Source organism: Nocardia sp. XZ_19_369 (genome assembly GCF_015355715.1).
In the GTDB taxonomy this organism is placed as follows: Bacteria; Actinomycetota; Actinomycetes; order Mycobacteriales; family Mycobacteriaceae; genus Nocardia.
The window spans coordinates 351047-367769 of the sequence record NZ_JACVED010000007.1 but is presented as its reverse complement, the minus strand read 5'-3'; the positions used below and the strand labels follow the sequence as shown (position 1 = coordinate 367769).

At 69.5% G+C, this 16723-nt stretch carries 14 protein-coding genes; 6 read left to right on the top strand and 8 right to left on the bottom strand.

The window, feature by feature from the left end; translation table 11 throughout:
- Positions 1–68: 68 nt before the first annotated feature.
- Positions 69–1091, bottom strand: a complete 1023-nt coding sequence (locus IBX18_RS26890) for a glutathione S-transferase family protein (RefSeq protein ID WP_194836284.1) — start codon at positions 1089–1091, stop codon at positions 69–71.
- A gap of 38 nt (positions 1092–1129) precedes the next feature.
- On the opposite strand from IBX18_RS26890, the gene IBX18_RS26885 reads away from it, so the two are divergent.
- Positions 1130–1924: an enoyl-CoA hydratase/isomerase family protein gene (locus IBX18_RS26885; protein WP_194836283.1), complete on the top strand. Its 795-nt coding sequence runs from the start codon at positions 1130–1132 to the stop codon at positions 1922–1924.
- 92 nt (positions 1925–2016) lie between these two features.
- Positions 2017–3285 carry a class I adenylate-forming enzyme family protein gene (locus tag IBX18_RS26880; protein WP_194836282.1) on the top strand — a complete coding sequence of 423 codons (1269 nt, stop codon included), beginning with the start codon at positions 2017–2019 and terminating at the stop codon, positions 3283–3285.
- Positions 3286–3292: 7 nt separating this feature from the next.
- On the opposite strand, the gene IBX18_RS26875 is transcribed toward IBX18_RS26880, so the two are convergent.
- On the bottom strand, positions 3293–4039 hold the full coding sequence (locus IBX18_RS26875) for a tyrosine-protein phosphatase (RefSeq protein WP_194836281.1): 747 nt from the start codon (positions 4037–4039) through the stop codon (positions 3293–3295).
- Positions 4040–4455: 416 nt separating this feature from the next.
- Between IBX18_RS26875 and IBX18_RS26870 the strand changes: the two genes are divergently transcribed.
- Both IBX18_RS26870 and IBX18_RS26865 read left to right on the top strand, forming a co-directional pair.
- The gene (locus IBX18_RS26870) at positions 4456–4935 is read left to right on the top strand and encodes a TetR family transcriptional regulator (protein ID WP_135233096.1); all 480 of its coding nucleotides are present in this window, start codon (positions 4456–4458) and stop codon (positions 4933–4935) included.
- Between the two features lie 84 nt (positions 4936–5019).
- Positions 5020–6198, top strand: a complete 1179-nt coding sequence (locus tag IBX18_RS26865) for an amino acid deaminase/aldolase (RefSeq protein ID WP_194836280.1) — start codon at positions 5020–5022, stop codon at positions 6196–6198.
- 1 nt (position 6199) lies between these two features.
- Here IBX18_RS26865 and IBX18_RS26860 read toward each other — a convergent pair whose 3' ends face one another.
- Together IBX18_RS26860 and IBX18_RS26855 are read right to left on the bottom strand one after the other, a co-directional pair.
- On the bottom strand, positions 6200–9565 hold the full coding sequence (locus IBX18_RS26860) for an AAA domain-containing protein (protein WP_306796434.1): 3366 nt from the start codon (positions 9563–9565) through the stop codon (positions 6200–6202).
- Positions 9566–9824: 259 nt separating this feature from the next.
- Positions 9825–11615: a DEAD/DEAH box helicase gene (locus IBX18_RS26855; protein WP_194836278.1), complete on the bottom strand. Its 1791-nt coding sequence runs from the start codon at positions 11613–11615 to the stop codon at positions 9825–9827.
- 62 nt (positions 11616–11677) lie between these two features.
- Between IBX18_RS26855 and IBX18_RS26850 the strand changes: the two genes are divergently transcribed.
- The gene (locus IBX18_RS26850) at positions 11678–12526 is read left to right on the top strand and encodes a carbon-nitrogen hydrolase family protein (RefSeq protein WP_194836277.1); all 849 of its coding nucleotides are present in this window, start codon (positions 11678–11680) and stop codon (positions 12524–12526) included.
- A 183-nt stretch (positions 12527–12709) separates the two neighbouring features.
- Positions 12710–13333, top strand: a complete 624-nt coding sequence (locus IBX18_RS26845) for a phosphoribosyltransferase (RefSeq protein WP_194836276.1) — start codon at positions 12710–12712, stop codon at positions 13331–13333.
- A gap of 89 nt (positions 13334–13422) precedes the next feature.
- Here the strand turns inward: IBX18_RS26845 and IBX18_RS26840 are convergent, their stop codons facing one another.
- Genes IBX18_RS26840 through IBX18_RS26825 form a run of 4 tightly spaced genes read right to left on the bottom strand, consistent with a single transcriptional unit; the run spans position 13423 to position 16692 of the window.
- On the bottom strand, positions 13423–14196 hold the full coding sequence (locus tag IBX18_RS26840) for an ESX secretion-associated protein EspG (RefSeq protein WP_194836275.1): 774 nt from the start codon (positions 14194–14196) through the stop codon (positions 13423–13425).
- Positions 14193–15494, bottom strand: a complete 1302-nt coding sequence (locus IBX18_RS26835; protein WP_194836274.1) for a hypothetical protein — start codon at positions 15492–15494, stop codon at positions 14193–14195. Before IBX18_RS26835 ends, IBX18_RS26840 begins: the two co-directional genes overlap by 4 nt.
- Positions 15487–15948: a hypothetical protein gene (locus IBX18_RS26830; protein WP_228541797.1), complete on the bottom strand. Its 462-nt coding sequence runs from the start codon at positions 15946–15948 to the stop codon at positions 15487–15489. Before IBX18_RS26830 ends, IBX18_RS26835 begins: the two co-directional genes overlap by 8 nt.
- An 18-nt stretch (positions 15949–15966) precedes the next feature.
- Positions 15967–16692, bottom strand: a complete 726-nt coding sequence (locus tag IBX18_RS26825) for an alpha/beta hydrolase (RefSeq protein ID WP_194836273.1) — start codon at positions 16690–16692, stop codon at positions 15967–15969.
- Positions 16693–16723 lie beyond the last annotated feature (31 nt).

The following is a 16723-nucleotide window of genomic DNA, read 5'->3' as shown; positions in this document are numbered from 1 at the left end:
TTGAACTCTATGGCACCTGTGCCGACCAGCTCGTCATGACAACGATGTACCCAGCTTCGCCGGTTCCATCAGTCCGGCTGGTGCAGCGCGGGCACCCGCTCGGCCAACGGCGGCGGGGGCGGCGGTGTGCCGTCACCGAATGGGCTGCCGCCCAACGCCTCCCGGCCGTGCGGGGTCAGCCAGTTCGCCAGGTCCGGTCCCTTCGGCACGATCCCGGTCGGGTTGATGTCGCGGTGCACCACGTAGTAGTGCTCCTTGATCTGCGCGAAGTCGGTGGTGTCGCCGAAGCCGGGGGTTTGGTAGAGGTCACGCGCGTATGCCCACAGCACCGGCAGCTCGCTCAGTTTCGAGCGGTTGCACTTGAAGTGGCCGTGATAGACCGGGTCGAACCTGGCCAGCGTGGTGAACAGCCGCACATCGGCCTCGGTGATCGTGTCGCCGACCAGATAGCGTTGTGTCGCAAGGCGTTCGGAGAGCCAGTCCAGCCGGGCGAAGAGCCGGTCGTAGGCGGCCTCGTAGGCGTCTTGTGATCCGGCGAAACCGCAGCGGTAGACGCCGTTGTTGACGTCGCGGAACACGGCCCGGTTCACCTCGCCGATCTCGGCGCGCAGCGCTTCGGGATACAGCTGCGGCGCGCCGGGCCGATGGAACTCGGTCCATTCGGTCGAGAAATCGAGGGTGATCTGCGGGTAGTCGTTGGTCACCACCTGCCCGGTCGGCACGTCCACCACTGCGGGCACCGTGATGCCGCGCGGATAGTCGGGGAACCGGGCCAGATACGCGTCGCGTAGTCGGGGGATGCCGAGCACCGGGTCGACGCCGCCGGGATCGAGATCGAAGGTCCAGCTGAGCTTGTCGTGCGTCGGCCCGCACAGCCCCAGCGAGAGCACGTCTTCCAGGCCGAGCAGGCGACGCACGATGAGCGTGCGGTTGGCCCACGGGCAGGCTCGCGCCGCGATCAGTCGGTAGCGTCCCGGCTCGACGGGGTAGCCGTCGCGACCGTCGGCCGTGATCCGGGTGGTGATGTAGTTCGTGTCCCGCTTGAACTCGCCGGGCTCGACATAGGAGCCGCTTTCCGCCGACTTGGTCACCTCGACAGTCTGGCAGACGAAGGTCTTACGCTGACCGAATGACCGATGCGAAGGCCACCCGCCTGGAACGCGAAATCACCGACGGCGGCGCCGAGGTAGCGACCTTGACGCTCGCCAATCCGCCGCTGAACCTCTTCGACCGGGCGATGCTCGACGCCCTGATCGAGGACTTCGCCGAGCTGTCGGCGAACCCGCCGCGCGCGCTGCTGCTGCGCGCCGAGGGCAAGCTGGTCTCCGGCGGCGTCGACGTGCACGTCTTCGACGGCCTGTCGGTGGACCAGGGCGCCGAACTCTGGCGGACCCTGTTCGCGCAGATCATCCATCCGGTCGAGGCGCTGCCGTGCCCGGTGGTGTTCGCCGCGCACGGACTGACACTGACCGCCGCCTTCGAGATCGCGCTGGCCTGCGACATCATCCTGGCCGCGCCGAAGGCGAAGTTCGGTCTGGTGGAGACCGTGGTCGGCCTGACGCCGTCGATGGGTGGCCCGCAGCGGCTGGCCGAACGCGCGGGCTCGGGCCGGGCGCGTGAGTTCGTGATGACCGGCGACCTGTACGACGCGGCGACCATGGCGGAGTGGGGCGTGGTGAACGCCGTGCACGACGACGTCGACACGGCCGCAAGGGAATTGACGCACCGCCTCGCGCAGGGGCCGACGATGGCGCACGCCGCGACCAAGAAGATCATCGAGGCGTGGCGTTCCGGCGGTGTCGCCCATGCCGATTCGGTGACACCGGCGGTGTCCGGCGCGCTGTTCGACACCGCCGATCTGAAGGGCGCGGTGCGCAGCTTCCTCGAGGTCGGGCCGGGGAAGGCCACCTACACGGGGCGGTGACAGCTAGGACACGTTCATCGCCTCTGCCCGCGAAAATGTGACTCTCGTCATATAGTCGCAGTGCCTGCTGACTCGAGGCGCGCGGAGGACGGATGTCGCAGTTGCTCGTCGAATACCCCCTGACCCATCCGCATGCCCGTGATGCCCCGCTGGCGCGCGGCGCCGACGGGGTGCTGCGCTACGGCAACCTGACCCCGGCGCTCACCGAGCTACTCGACCTGCAGGTGCACGCGTTCTCCACGCGGGAGGCCGTGGTCGAGGTGGGTGGCCCGCGGCTCACCTACCGGGAGCTGTGGCACTCCGCCTCCCGCATCGCAGGCGGGTTACAGGAGCACGGCATCGGTTACGGCGACCGGGTCGCGGTGCACATGCCCCCGGGCGTGCGCTGGGTGCAGGCGTTTCTCGGCGCGCTGCTCAGCGGCGCGGTACCGGTGCTGGTGCACGACGGGTTACCCGACGCGGTGGCCGAGCGGGTGATCGCCGACAGCAGTGCGGATTTCGTGCTCGGCCGCGAGATCGCGCGTGGCGCGGAGCTGCCCGACGGTGCCGCGTTCATCGATGACGGTGCGGCACTGGGGGATCTGGCGCTGCTCAGCTATACCAGCGGCACCCCGCGCTGCGCGACCACCGCACCCAAGGGCGTGGAGCTGACCAACGAAAACCTGCTGTCGGCAATACGTTCGGTGGTCGCCGCGCTCGACCTGCCGACCGACGGCCTGCGCAACCTGGTGCTGCTGCCGCTCGCCCATGCCAGCGGCTGCGTGGACCAACTCTTACCGACCTTCGCGGTCGGTGGCACCGTGGTGCTGGCGCGCGACACCCGCGGGCTCGCCGAAGCCATTGTGGCCGAACGGATCGACATGGTGTCGGCGACGCCGCGGATCTTCGCGGGTCTGCTGCCCGAGCTCGCCGCGTTGCGCGCGGACGGCATGCACACCGAGGGCATCGCCAGGATCAGCAAGGCGGGCCACCGGAGCGAGCGGGCCGTGACGCCCGCTACCCCAGCCGATCTGGCCGTGGAACTGCGCGAGATGTTCCCGGCCGCCCGGCAATGGTCGATCTGGGGCGCCACCGAGACCAGCGGCATCGGCCTGGCCGTCGACGACGCGGCGGAGTCGGCCACCGACGCCGACACCGTGCTCGGATTCCCGTTCGGCGGTACCGAACTGGCGCTGTGGGGACCGCAGGCGCAGGCGGGCCACGGCGAACTGCTGTGCCGCGGCCCGAACGTCTGCCCGCGCTACTGGAAAGACCCGACGACCACCGCGGCCCGCTTCACCGGTACCTGGTTCCACACCGGCGATCAGGTCACCATCGATACCGACGGCCTGGTGCGCCGCGACCTGGCTCAGGCCGAATAGTCCTGCGTCACTCCAACATCCGCTCGCGCAGCTGTGCGCGCAGTTCCGGGGTGATCCCGGCGGCCGTCAGGTAGGAGTCCACATCACCGTGCAACTCGTGCATGGATGCGGTAGCGGTGCTGAGGTATTCCTCGCGCACGCCAAGCAGATCCACCGAGAGTTCTTCACCGCCGAGCAGTTTCGTCGTCATCATCGCGCGCAGGGCGGGGATGGCGCCGTTGCTCAGCAGGAAGTCGGCCTCGACGTCGGTCTCGGTCACGCCGACCGCGCGCAGCAGCGTGGCGACGGCCCAGCCGGTGCGGTCCTTGCCCGCCGCGCAGTGCACCAGCACCGCGCCCTCGCCGCGCGCGATCGATTCGGCCAGCGCGGTGATCGCCGCGTGCGCCTCGGGCAGCGCGGGGAACATCCGGTAGACCTCGAGCATGTGCGCGAACGCGCCCTGGGCGTCGGTGTGGTGCGGCGGCGCCTCGGCCATTCTGGCGTCGAACGGCGTGACGTTCAGCCGCACGCCCTCGGGCAGCCGGTCGCTGCCGATGTGGCCGATCTCGCGTTCGCCGCGCAGGTCGTGCACGTCGCTGACGCGCAGTTCGCGCAGGGTGGCCAACCCGGCGTCGTCGAGTCCGGTCAGTTGGGCCGAGCGCAGCAGCACGCCGGGACGGACCTTCGCGCCGTCGTCGGTGCGCAGCCCGCCCAGATCGCGGAAGTTGAAGGTGCCGGAGATGAAGTACTGGTCGGCTGGCGGCGAGAGAGTCACCGACTCAGGCTATCCGGCCGCAGGCGTCGCGCGGGTGTCGTTTCCGGATCGGATTCCACACTGGCAGGTGACCGTTTTGCGTGCTTCACCTGTGTGATCGGCCACAGGATTCGGGGCACGTCGGTACTCGCCCGTACAGTGGACAACGGTCTGCTTATCAGCCGGGCAGGGCTGAGAGTGACCCCGAGAGAGGGAAATCCGGGCAGGGCTCGATGGCACCCCGACCATTCCGTTTGGGTAACAAAACATTCTTGCGGTCTGGAAATACCCATTGAACCTGTTCTCAAACCCCGAAAACCCTCTACCATTGATGAACGTTGGACCGGGCAGCCTGGGATTTCCAGCGGAGTGCCCGCCATGTTCGACGAGTCGCGCCGACGAGGGTGCGCGAGATCTTTTCGCCGAGGGAGTCGTCGTTGAGCGTACGAGGAGACACCGCAGTGGTTCGGCTGCGGCCGACCATCTGCGAGGCCGTCGAGAAGGCGGCCGCGTCACTGGATCACGGAGGAGTGCGCGCACTACGGGTGCTACTGCACGCCGGCGTGAGCGCGTACTGGCCATTGGTGAAGGCCGCCCCATCCAAGCAGGTACAGGCCTACGAGGCCACGGTGCAGACGCTGCGTCAGCGCTGGGAGGCGCAGACCGATTGCCTGGCCGACCCCACCGCGTCCGCGGTCTATCGGGAGATGGACACCGAGGTCGCCGCCTTCCTGCAGCTGTGTGCCGACCGATCGGGTGTGCAGTGGCTCGAGCCGGTGGAGGCCATCGCGACCTACGCGGTCTCGGTGCTGCAAGGCACCGTGTTGCGCTGGCTCGCCGATTGCAATGACGAAACAATGCTGGTGGTCCTCGACGATCTGGTGAGCAGCCTGGCCACCCGCGCCGCCGAGGTTTAGTCCCCGCCGGGCGTGCGGTGACCTCGGGAAATGAGTTCCCGCAAGTACTGGACGTTTGACCAGTTTGGTGGTTGAGTTGATGGGGTGACGGACACGTCCCCCATCGCGGGGCTGCACGCGGCCACCGCAGAGCTCGACCCGCCGCTGGCCGCCCTCGACCTGACCGCCTTGCGTGCGAACGCCGCCGATCTGGTGCGCCGCGCGAACGGTGTGCCGATCCGGGTCGCCAGCAAGTCCGTGCGCTGTCGCGCTGTCCTCGAAGAAGTGCTCGGCGGTGAGCTCACCGCCTCGGGTGGTTTCGCGGGCCTGATGAGCTACTCATTGCCCGAGGCCAGCTGGCTGGCCCGGCGCGGTGCCCGCGACATCCTGCTCGGCTACCCGACCGTCGACCGGGCCGCGCTGGCCGAACTCGCCGCCGACGAGACGCTGCGCCGCTCGATCACCCTGATGATCGACGATGTCGCCCAGCTCGACCTCATCCGTGCCGCCCTCGGGACCGACCTGGTGCATCCACGGGTGTGCCTCGATGTCGACGCCTCCCTCCGGATCGGCCCGATCCACCTCGGCGTGCGCCGTTCGCCGATCCGCACGCCCGAGCAGGCCGCCGCCCTCGCCGCGGCAGCGTTGCGCCGCGGGTTCGAGGTGGTCGGTGTGATGACCTACGAGGCGCAGATTGCCGGCATGCCCGACAGCAATGTCGCACTGCGCCTGATGAAGCGGGCCTCCGCCGCGGAGATCACCAAGCGCCGCAAGCGAGTACTCGACGCGGTCCGCTCGGTGACCGGCAAGCTGGAGATCGTCAACAGCGGCGGCAGCGGGTCGATCGAGGTCAGCATCGCCGATCCGGATGTCACCGAGGTGACCGCGGGTTCCGGGCTCTACGTGCCGACCTTGTTCGACCACTACCGGTCCTTCACGCCGAGGCCCGCACTGTTTTTCGCGACCTCGGTGCTGCGTCGGCCGACCCCTTCCATCGCAACGGTTTTCGCGGGCGGCTACATCGCGTCCGGCCCGACCGGTGCGTCGCGCGTGCCGATGCCGGTGTGGCCCAGCGGTTTACGACTGATCGGTACCGAGGGCGCGGGCGAGGTGCAGACCCCGCTGACCGGTGCGGCGGAGCTGCGCATCGGCGACCGGGTGTGGTTCCGCCACGCCAAGGCGGGCGAACTGTGCGAGCGCTTCGACAAGGTGCACCTGGTCGACTCGGACGGCACCAGAACTACCGTGCCCACCTATCGCGGCGAAGGCAACTGCTTCGGCTGAGTCAGAGCCGCAAGAACCCGGCCAGCTCCGGCATTTCGTCCGGACTGGCGGGCAGGTACTCGCTCAGCAGTGGTGAGCGGATGATGATCGCCTTCCACATCGCGCGGCACAGCGCGGCGTGAATCAGCGCCCGCGACAACAGGAATGGCATCCCGTAGGGTGCGTCGGCCGGGCTGGACGTGGTCATCGAGAGCAGCACCACGGCGGCTTCCCGGCCGCGGAATCGGTCCGGGGTGCCGACCAGCACATCCTCGATCTTGGCCCGGGCGAGCAGCGTTCGGATCCGCCCGACCTGCGCCGCGTACGGCGCGACCACGAAGATGTCGTGCGGATGCAGCCGCCGGGTCATCGCCCCGATGGTCCAGTTCATCGCGAGCAGCGCGCGTACCCGGCGCACCACCTCGCGGGCCTCGGCCGCGGACTCGGTGGCATTGCCGTGGTGGGGCACCAGCACGGTGCTCACGCCGGGCGACTCGCCCTCGAGTTCCCTTGCCAGCGTGACGGTTTCGTTGGCCCGCAGCCGTCCGTCGTAGTACAGCCGGGAGATCGGGTCGCACACCTGCGGATGCATCCGCCAGGTGCGGTCCAGGAAGTAGCCGCGCTCGCCGGGCAGCGTGTGCCGCCCCTCGGCGAGCCAGCCGAGCACCGATTCGCCGACCGGCTCCGGATGAGCGCTGTGCGTGGCGGGCGGCACCGGGTCACCGAGCAGCAACAGGTTTCGCGCGCTGACCCCGACCGCGACGGCGTCGGCCAGCGGGAACCGGCCCGCGTCGGCGATCACCAGCAGATCGAGCCCTGCCCTGGACACCATCGCCTCGTTCGCGAAATCCGTTGGCGTGCCGCCGAGTACGCAGCCGCTGATGGCGTTGTCCAGGAAACGCGCGTACCGGGAGGCGTCGATGACCACCCATTCCGGCGCCACCGACTCGACGTCCTTCTTGGCGACCAGCTCCGGCAGCACGCCGACCCGCACGACCGCGTCCAGCAGGTTCTCCACGGTCGAATGGGTCTGCCCGACAATGCCGATCCGCCATTTGTGCCGGGTGACCAGACGCTCGAGCACCCGGGCGGCGGTGGAGGTCTTGCCGGTACCGGACGGGCCCTGCACGGCGAGGTAGGAGTGGTCGAGTTCGCGCATCGCGGCGGTGATCGCCGCGGCATGGTCACCGTGCACCTCGGGCAACGCGGCACCACCGCGTAACCGGGGCGGGCGGCGGGCGAGCAGGTCGAACACGGCGCCCTCGGGGATCTCCGGGAGCGCGACGAGCAGCTGCTGGGCGGCGAATTCGACCGCGGTCTCGGCATTCCAGTCCCACGCGGGTAGGCCGGGGGCGATCGCGGTGGGTAGTTCGTCGTAGGGTTCGCAGCCGTCCGGCAGCAGTTCTTCGAGCCGGACCGCGTCGTCGAATTCGGCGTCTACCGAGCAGCCGAGCACGGTGGCGACGGCGGTCGCGCGGCGTCCTACGGCGGTGACCATGCCTGCGGCCGCGGGCCGGTCGTAGAAGGTGTAGACGGTGGTGCCCGGCGTCAGCACGGTGGCCGGTCCGGGGCCGCCCGCGCTCCAGCTCGAACCGATCCGGCCGGTCAGCGTGAGGTAGCGCCGCATGGTCGGGCGGTCCGGGCTGCGATGCCACTTGGTGTCGACGGTGCCCCACTCGGCCACCAATACCCCTGGGGCGTCGGCCCATTCGTCGACCGGGTGGCTGAGCCGATCGACGTGCGCCCACCACAGCGGCTGCCGTTCGCGCCGGTGATAGCCGAGCGCCGCGGCCATCATCGCGGCGACGTGGCGCGGTTCGTCCTGTGCCGCGGCGTATTCGGCGAGCGCCGCCTCGAACGAGGAGGGCCGCGAGGGCGGGATGGGCTCCAGCCCGTCGGGACCGGCCACCTGACACCAGGATCCGGTCCGCTCCAGCGTCACCGCCTGCGGGTCGATGCGCTGCTCGGCGGCTTGATCCAGCAGCCAGTCCCGTAGGCGCAGCACGGTCAGGCAATCCCGTTCGGCGTCGGCCGAGTGCGCCGCGCCGGGCAGCAGGCGCGCCAGCCTGCTCAGCCGATAGGAGCGTTCGCCGATGATCAGCGCGTTGCGCACGATCGGATACAGGTCGACCAGCACGCCGTCGCACAGCAGTTCGTCCACGATCTCTTCGCCGACGCCGGTGCTGCCGGTGCAGTGCAGCAGCGCGGTGCGCACCGCGGCGGTGTAGTGGTAGACGTGCATGTCCGGATACATCCGCCGCCGCTGCGCGAGATAGTCGAGCACCTCCTCCAGCGCGCGCCGCTGCCCGGCCGCCTCGCTGCCCGGCTCACCGTCGACGCCGAAGGGTCCGCGGAAGGTCAGGTGCACGGTGCCCGGTCCGCCGACGTCGACGGCCAACGGGGTGCGCCCGCCGCCGACGACGGTCAGCGAGAGGTCACCGGCGGAGGGTGGCGGCAGTGCGCCGAGTGCGATCGGGTCGACCAGGCTGTGCGTCGGCTGCCCGGAATCCTCGCGGCGCAGCTGGATTTCGGCTTGCCTGCGCAGCGCGGTGAAGGTGCGCGGTGGCACGCCGCGCACCGTGCTCTCGGTGCCGACCAGCCGGTCGATGGTGCTCACGCCCGCTTCGCGAAGCCGGGCCCGCGTGGTGGTCGGCATACCGGCCACGAGGAGTAGATCGCGCGCGGCCGCCGCAGCCGTCGTGCAGGTTCCGCAGCGACCACAAGCCAGATAGCGCGGATCACCCCACTGCGCGGGTAGCAGTTCGCTCAGTTTCTCGTCCAGGATGCGTTCGACTCGGCGCCTGCGCGCGCGGTACACCGGGATCAGATCGCTCACCGCGTACGCGGTGTTGTCCTCGCCGAGATGCAGCCGGACCAGCGGGCCGGTCAACGATCCGCTGTGGTCCACCGCGTCGGCGCAGGCGGCGAGTTCGAGTGCGGTGCCGACTCGGTCGGCCTTGCGGTGCGCGGTGCCGTGCACGGTGTAGCGCACCCGATGACCGGCGCGCACCAGGAAATCGCAGGAACTGTCGAAGGTTCCGTCGAAGAAGGTGGCGCCGTGGATCACGTGCACGCCGGCCCGCAGCGCCGCGATGGTCTCGGCATGCGCGGCCGAGAGCGCCGTGATCAGCGTCTTGCCGCTATCCGATTTGTACTGCGGGCGTTGGATCTCCACCATCGAGCTGCCGAAGCGATCGCGGAAGTCGCTGAGCCTGCGGTCGCGTGCGTCGTCGAACCAGGTGCGCGGCTGGGGCGCCCATTCCGCGGTGGTCGCCGGATCGGCCGCGACGGTTCCCAGTTCGGTATCGAGGGCGCGAAGCAGCGCGAACTCACAGCGCGCCGCGCGCACGAGGTCGACGGCGGAGCAGACGACACGATCACCGAACACGAACAAACGCGGCCCTCCTGTGTCTTGCGGGACACCCGCACCCGGTTCGTGACGACGAACGGGCTGCGCGATTGTCGCCCATCGACACCTCGGGCCGCTGCGGGACATCCGCACCCGGCCGGCATCGATGAGCGGGCAGCGCCATTGTCGCTCATCACGTCTCGAGTTTTCGCGGGACACCCGCTGCCGTCAGCACTAATTCCGTACCGGACGGCAACACTCTAGCTAGCGAGGCTGACCTCGCCGTACTCTCCCCGGCTCAGGAGCGTGGCTTACGCCGCTCCGGCCGCTTCGCGATCCCGCCCTCACGGCGCGGGCCGCGGGTGAACGAGCGCTGTCCCGGCGGACCCGCGTCCGGGGTGAGTTGGATGAGGACGCCGCTGATCCTCGTGCGGCGCAACGCTTCCAGCGTCTCCGGGGACAGGTCCGCGGGTAGCTCCACCAAACTGTGGTCGGGCCGGATACTGATGTGCCCGAAATCGCTGCGGCGTAAACCACCCTCGTTGGCGATGGCGCCGACGATCGCGCCGGGCACCACGCGGTGCCGCTTGCCGACCGAGATCCGGTAGGTGGCCAGCTCGGTGCCGTTGGCCCGGCTGTGCGAACCGAAACCGGTCCGATCGTCCTCACCCTCGAACCGGCGCGGCCGATCCGGGCGTTCGCGGCGCTCGCGCACCGGCTCCGGCGGTTCGGGCTGCATCAGGAAGTTGTCGCCGTCGCGCGAGAGCACGGCCAGCGCCGCCGCGATATCGACGAGTGGAATGTCGTGTTCGCGTTCGTAATCCTCGATGAGCCTGCGGAACAGCGCCAGGTTCGGCGAGGTCAGGCTCTCGGTGATGTCGTCGCCGAACTTGGTGACACGCTGCGCGTTGACGTCGTCGACGCTGGGCAGCTGCATCTCTTCCAGCGGATGCCTGGTGGCCCGCTCGATCGACTTGAGCAGGTGACGCTCGCGCGGCGCGACGAACAGCAGCGCCTCACCGCTGCGCCCGGCCCGCCCGGTGCGGCCGATGCGGTGCACATAGGACTCGGTGTCGTGCGGGATGTCGTAGTTCACCACGTGCGAGATGCGGTCCACGTCCAGACCGCGCGCGGCCACGTCGGTCGCGACGAGGATGTCCAGCGCGCCGGACTTGAGCTGGCCGATGGTGCGCTCACGCTGGTTCTGCGCGATGTCGCCGTTGATGGCCGCGGCGGAAAAGCCCCTGGCGCGCAGCTTTTCGGCGAGCTCCTCGGTGGCCTGCTTGGTGCGCACGAAGATGATCATCGCCTCGAACGACTCGACCTCGAGCACCCTGGTCAGCGCGTCCAGCTTGCGCTGATGCGAGACCTGCACCCAGCGCTGGGTGATGTTGGTGGCGGTCGACGTCTTCGACTTGACGGTGATCTCAACCGGATTGTTCAGGTACTGCTTGGAGATCTTGCGGATCGCCGCCGGCATGGTCGCCGAGAACAGCGCGACCTGCTTGGTGGACGGCGTGTCCTTGAGGATGCGCTCGACGTCCTCCTGGAAGCCCATCTTCAGCATCTCGTCGGCCTCGTCGAGCACCAGGTACTTCAGCTGCGACAGGTCGAGGGTGCCCTTCTCCAGGTGATCGATCACCCGGCCCGGCGTGCCGACCACCACGTGCGCGCCGCGGCGCAGCCCGGACAGCTGCACACCGTAGGCCTGGCCGCCATAGATCGGCAGCACGTTCAGCCCGGGGATGTGCGTGGCGTAGCGCCCGAACGCCTCGGCCACCTGGATGGCGAGCTCACGCGTCGGCGCCAGCACCAGCGACTGCGGGAGTTTGCCGGAGGTATCGAGACCCATCAGGATCGGGATGGCGAACGCCGCGGTCTTGCCGGTGCCGGTCTGCGCGAGGCCGACCACATCGGCGCCGCTGAGCAGTGGCGGAATCGTCGCGGCCTGGATCGGCGACGGCGACTCGTAGCCCACATCGGCGATGGCCGCGAGGATGCGGTCATCGATCCCGAGATCGGCGAAAGTCGGGCCGTCGGTGTCCCTGTCGTTGTCGCCAGGAACGCTGTCGACCTGATTGGTACTCATTGACCAGGAGTTTACTGCCTCGTGCTGGCCTGCCCGGCCACCGCCCCAATACGGTGAGACGTATGCAACTGGATAGCTCCGAAACGAATCAGACCCCAGCACCGAACCAGCTGGACGTGGCGGTCGTCCAGTTCGCCCCCGGCACCGATCCGTCGGCCAACCTTTCCGCGCTGCGCGAGCATGTCCGCACGGCGCGCGATCGGGGCGCCCGCGTGGTCGTCGCGCCGGAATACTCGATGTTTGCCGTCACCCGGCTCGATGAGCGCGTCGTGGCCGTCGCCGAACCGCTGACCGGGCCGTTCGTCACCGGACTCGGCGCGATCGCCCGCGAATTCGGGGTGCATCTGGTGGCCGGAATGGTGGAGCAGGGCGAGCCCGGCGGCGGCCGGATCCGCAACACGCTCGTCGTCCTCGGGCCCGACGGAACGCTCGCCACGGTGTATCGGAAGGTGCACCTCTACGACGCCTTCGGACACCTCGAATCGGAGACGGTGGAGGCGGGCCCGATCACGGAACCGGCCACTTTCGATGTGGCGGACGTGACATTTGGTTTGCAGACCTGTTTCGATCTGCGCTTCCCCGAGGGCATCCGCCGGGTGGCCGCCGCGGGCGCCCAGGTGCTCGTGCTGCCCGCGCAGTGGATCCCCGGTCCGGGCAAGGTCGACCAGTGGACGACGCTGGTGCGTGCGCGCGCCATCGAGAACACCGTCTACGTGGTCGCGGCCGACCAGGCGGCGCCGCGCGGGGCCGGGGCGTCGATGATCGTCGATCCGACCGGGGCAGTGCTCGCCGAGATCGGCGACGAACCGGGCGTGTTGACCGCGAGTGTCGATCTGGACCACTTGGCCAAGGTTCGCACCACCAATCCGAGCCTCGCGTTGCGGCGGTTCGCGATCACGGAGCGTGGCTGACGCAGTATCGAGCGGTGATCGGCATCGGGCAGCGGTCGCGCCAGGCGATTCAATGCGGGGTGGTGGCAGTCGACGAGGCCGCAAATCGCGGAGCCGGGTCGGGCGGACAGGGCCGCAGTATCGCGGAAGGCAATTCCGTGAAGGGTGGTGGTCGGGCTATCGGTGGGCGTAGCGTTTTGATGGATGATCTACCCCGATCGGACACTGGCCGGTCGCGCGCTCGCCACGCATCTGGAGGACCTGCGCGCGGCCCATCCGCTGCTGCTCGGTCTGCCGCGCGGCGGGGTTCCGGTGGCCGCCGCGGTGCGCGACGTCATCGGTGGCGATCTCGACATTCTGCTGGTCCGCAAGCTCGGCGTGCCGTGGCAGCCGGAGCTGGCGATGGGTGCCATCGGCGAGGACGGTGTGCGGGTGCTCAACCCGGATGTTTTGTCGCACACCGGGATAAACCAGCGCGAGTTCGCCCAGATCGAAGACGCGGAACGGGCGGAACTGGAGAGGCGCCGGGCGGTGTGGCGTGGCGACGCGAAACCGATCCCGCTCGACGGGCGGACCGTGGTGATCGTGGACGACGGCATGGCCACCGGCGCGACCGTGGTGGTCGCCTGCCGGGTCGCGCGCCTGCACCAGCCGAGCCGCATCGTGGTCGCCGTCCCGGTCTCCTCCGCCGAAGCGCTGCGCCGCGTCGCCGCCGAAGCCGACCAAGTGGTCTGCCCCCTGGTCCCGGACTCGCTCGGCGGTGTCGGCACCGCCTACGAAGACTTCCACCAACTCGAGGACGCAGAAGTCACCACCCTGCTCACCTGACGCGCCACCCGCACACTTTCTGATTTCCCGCACACGAAATCGCATGCGATTCCCTGTGCGGGAAATCAAAAGGTGTGCGGCGACGGGGTTTACCAGCGCTGGGCGTAGGTGATGGTGCGCTCGGCGGCGGTGACCATCGGGCGCAGCTGAGCGATCAAGCCGTGCGCGGTGACCGGAACGATGTCGACGTCGGTGCCGGTGCGCACCGAGTAGCGGCCGTCGTCGCACACGTCGATCCAGCAGAGCACCCCGAACGGGCGCAACTCGCCGTCGCCGCGCCGGGCCGACACCACGATCTGGCCGATGCCGTCCCTCGGTTGCCGCAGCATCCGGCGAATGCGCGCGGGCACCGTCGGCCCGGCGACCGGCACGGTGACCAGGTCGCGGCTGTCCTCGCCGACGCGCGCCAGCGGTGCGGTCAGCCGGGGTGTGGTTCCCGGGGAGTTCTCCGGCAGCATCGAAACCACCCGGGCGGTCAGACTTTTCACGCTGCCGACGAACAGACGGATGTCACCGCCGTGCTCCGCGGTTGCGCCGGGGCGCTGCGCGGCCACCACCGCGACATTGCCTGCCGCGGCACCGAGCACCCGCACCGGCCGGAGGACCGCATCGTCCGGCCCCGGCGTGCTGTCGCGTTCGCCGTACACCTCGATCCGCAGTTCCGGCGCGCCGAGCACCCGCAGTGCCGCCTCCAAGTCGGCGTCGAGCACCCGATCGCACCAACTGTGCAACGCCGGTAGTTGCGCGTCCCGCTCCTCGGTGTCGCGCGCGGAGAGCCGAACGGCCAGCGGATAAGGCATCCGATCGCCGTCGGTGCGCGCCCAGGCCAGCGCGAACTGGTCCGGCGTCAGCGTCCAATTCACTCCAACTCGGTCCACTCGCCGAGCACCGGTGGCGTGGTCGGATCGATGGCGCCGATCAGCTCGCCGTTGTCGTCGGCCGGTTCGAGGAAGGTCGGCAGGTCGTCGAAGTGGAAGTCGTCTTCGTCCTCGTCGTCGTAGCGGGTGCCGCGGGCGGTCGCGTTCGCGGCCACGCTGGATCCTTGGCGCGGTGCGTCGCCCATGGCCATCGCACCGCCCATCAGTCCGCCCATCGCGCCCGCGCCGAGCCCGGTCACCGCGTCACTGGTGCTGTCCCTGCGCCGCTCGTCGCGCTTGCGTTGCTCGTCGGGCGCGGCCGGGGCCGCGGTACCCGGCACGACGACCTGCGGGGCCGCCGACGCGGTGGTGGTGTTCGGTGCGGCGATCGCAGTGGAGCTCGGCACTGTGCTGGTCGCGGCCGGGGCTGAGTTCTGCGGAGCATCTACTCCGGCGGCGGTGACATGCAGGGGCGTTGGTGCCGAAACACTTCCGGCGACCGTATCGGGAATACCGTTCGCGGCAACCGTGGCCGGCGTGCTCTCGGTCGGCTGCTCTTCGACTGCGACAGCTTCCTCGGCCTCCGATTCGGCTGCCTGCTCCCCGACGAGCCGACTCGTGTCCGAGGGCGCGTCCAGCGTAACCGTGGGCGCGACAGGGCTTTCCGCGCTGAGTCCAGGCCCGGCGACCTTCGCGACCGGTGTCGTATAGGTGGTGACTTGCACGTCGCCGGACTGCTGGTCCCCGAACGCGGGCACGTCGGTACCGGTCGGGATGAACACACCGGCGTAGATGTCGTTCATCGCCCGCACGATGTCCTGGCGCGTGTGCTCGGCCGACTTCTGGTCGGCGATATTGCTGGTGGCCTGGGTCGGATCCAGCAGCGCCGCACCGAGATCGGGCGCCTTCGCGGTCGGCGCGGACACCGCGGCCCGCAGCGCCTCGGCCGCGTCGCCGGCCTGACCGAGCCGTTGCGAGACCACCGCGAGCACGTCGGCGAGGTCCTGACCGGTCTGCTCGAACGCGTGCACGGCGTCGGCGGCTTTCTGCGCCGCGCCGCCGCGCCAGCCGTCGGCGATAGCCGCCCGGACCTCGAGGTGCGCCTGCGCGACCGCGTCGGCCAGTCCGGCGGCCGCGTCGCCCCAGGCCTGCTGCCCACCGGCGAGCACCGCGGGCTTCAGCAGCTGGACCTTCTCATGGATCTCGCGATGGGTCATGCTGTCGAAGATCTCGACGTTCGGCGCGTAGGGCGGGTCGTTGCGCCGGACGAACGTCTGCCCCGGTGTGTGCGGCAATCTACGCATGGGCCGTTCCCTCCGCGTCGATCCGGCCGACCGACGCGGCGAGCAGGGAGTCGGCGCCCTGGTAGGCCGAGCCTGCGGCGCGGAAGGTGAGCGCAAGTTCCCTGGCGGCTTCGGCGTATTCCCACAGCCGGGTGAGCGCGCCGTGCGCCTTGTTCTCGAAACCCGCGCGCAGTGCGTCACCGGAGGCGAACCCGCCGAACCCCGGCAGCGACGAGGCGGCGCTGAGTAATCGCATCTGTTCTTCGATCTGGTTGGCCAGCTGCTCGTAGCGGCGCGCGCACTTTTCGTGCACGCCCTCGGCCACCAGCATGCCGTCGATCCACAGCTCCCCGTCGTCGACCGCGGTGTGCAAGGCGGCGACGGTGACGCCGGGCGCCGTGACTATGGACAGATCCGGGCGTCCGACACCGTTGGCGTTCTCGTTCGATGGCACCTCGACGTCCCCCTTCCTCATCTCTGAGCGAGGCTCAGTTCACGGGCGCCGTGCCAACCCCACGACGACACCCTGCATCCAGTCCGCGATGTCGGCAGCGACCCGCGCGTGCACCGGCTCGTGCAGAAGATCATGCCCGGCGTCGGCGTACGCCCGTAAATCTACCGATTCGTGGCGCCGAGTCCATACCTTCACCGCATCAATCGGCGCTCGCCGGTCCTCGACGCCGTGCACGGCGAGCACCGGAAGGTTGCGTGGCAGTGCGGAACCCGGCGCACCGGGGGCGCCACCGCCGAGCGCTCGTTTCGGCACGCCGGACAGCACCACGCCGGTCACCGCGTCGGTCGGGATGGCGGGTCGCAGCGGACAGTCGCGTTCCACAATCGTCGAATCCGTGGTCGCCGCACCCGGATCCGGTACCGCGGCACCGAACATGCCGAGCACGGTGACCGCGCCGAGCGAGTGACCCATCAAGATCAAGGGGGGTTGCGGCTCGGCCGCTCGCACGAGGTCGAACAGCCGCCGCGCGTCCGCGACCAGCTCGGCGAGCGTGCCGGGTTTGCGTGGATCGCCCTCGCTCAGTCCGTGACCTGAGGTATCGAGGGCCCAGGTCCCGATGCCTGCGGCCTTCAGCGACCGCGCGAAGCGGTGATAGTGGCCGCTGTGCTGGCCTAGCCCGGGTAGCAGCAGCACTGTCGCAACGCGGTTTTCGCTCGGCCACCGCCGATAGTGCAACCGGCCACGGGCGCCGTCGAAAAAGGGCATGCCAAGATCTTGCCAAAGATCTTGGCGCTCA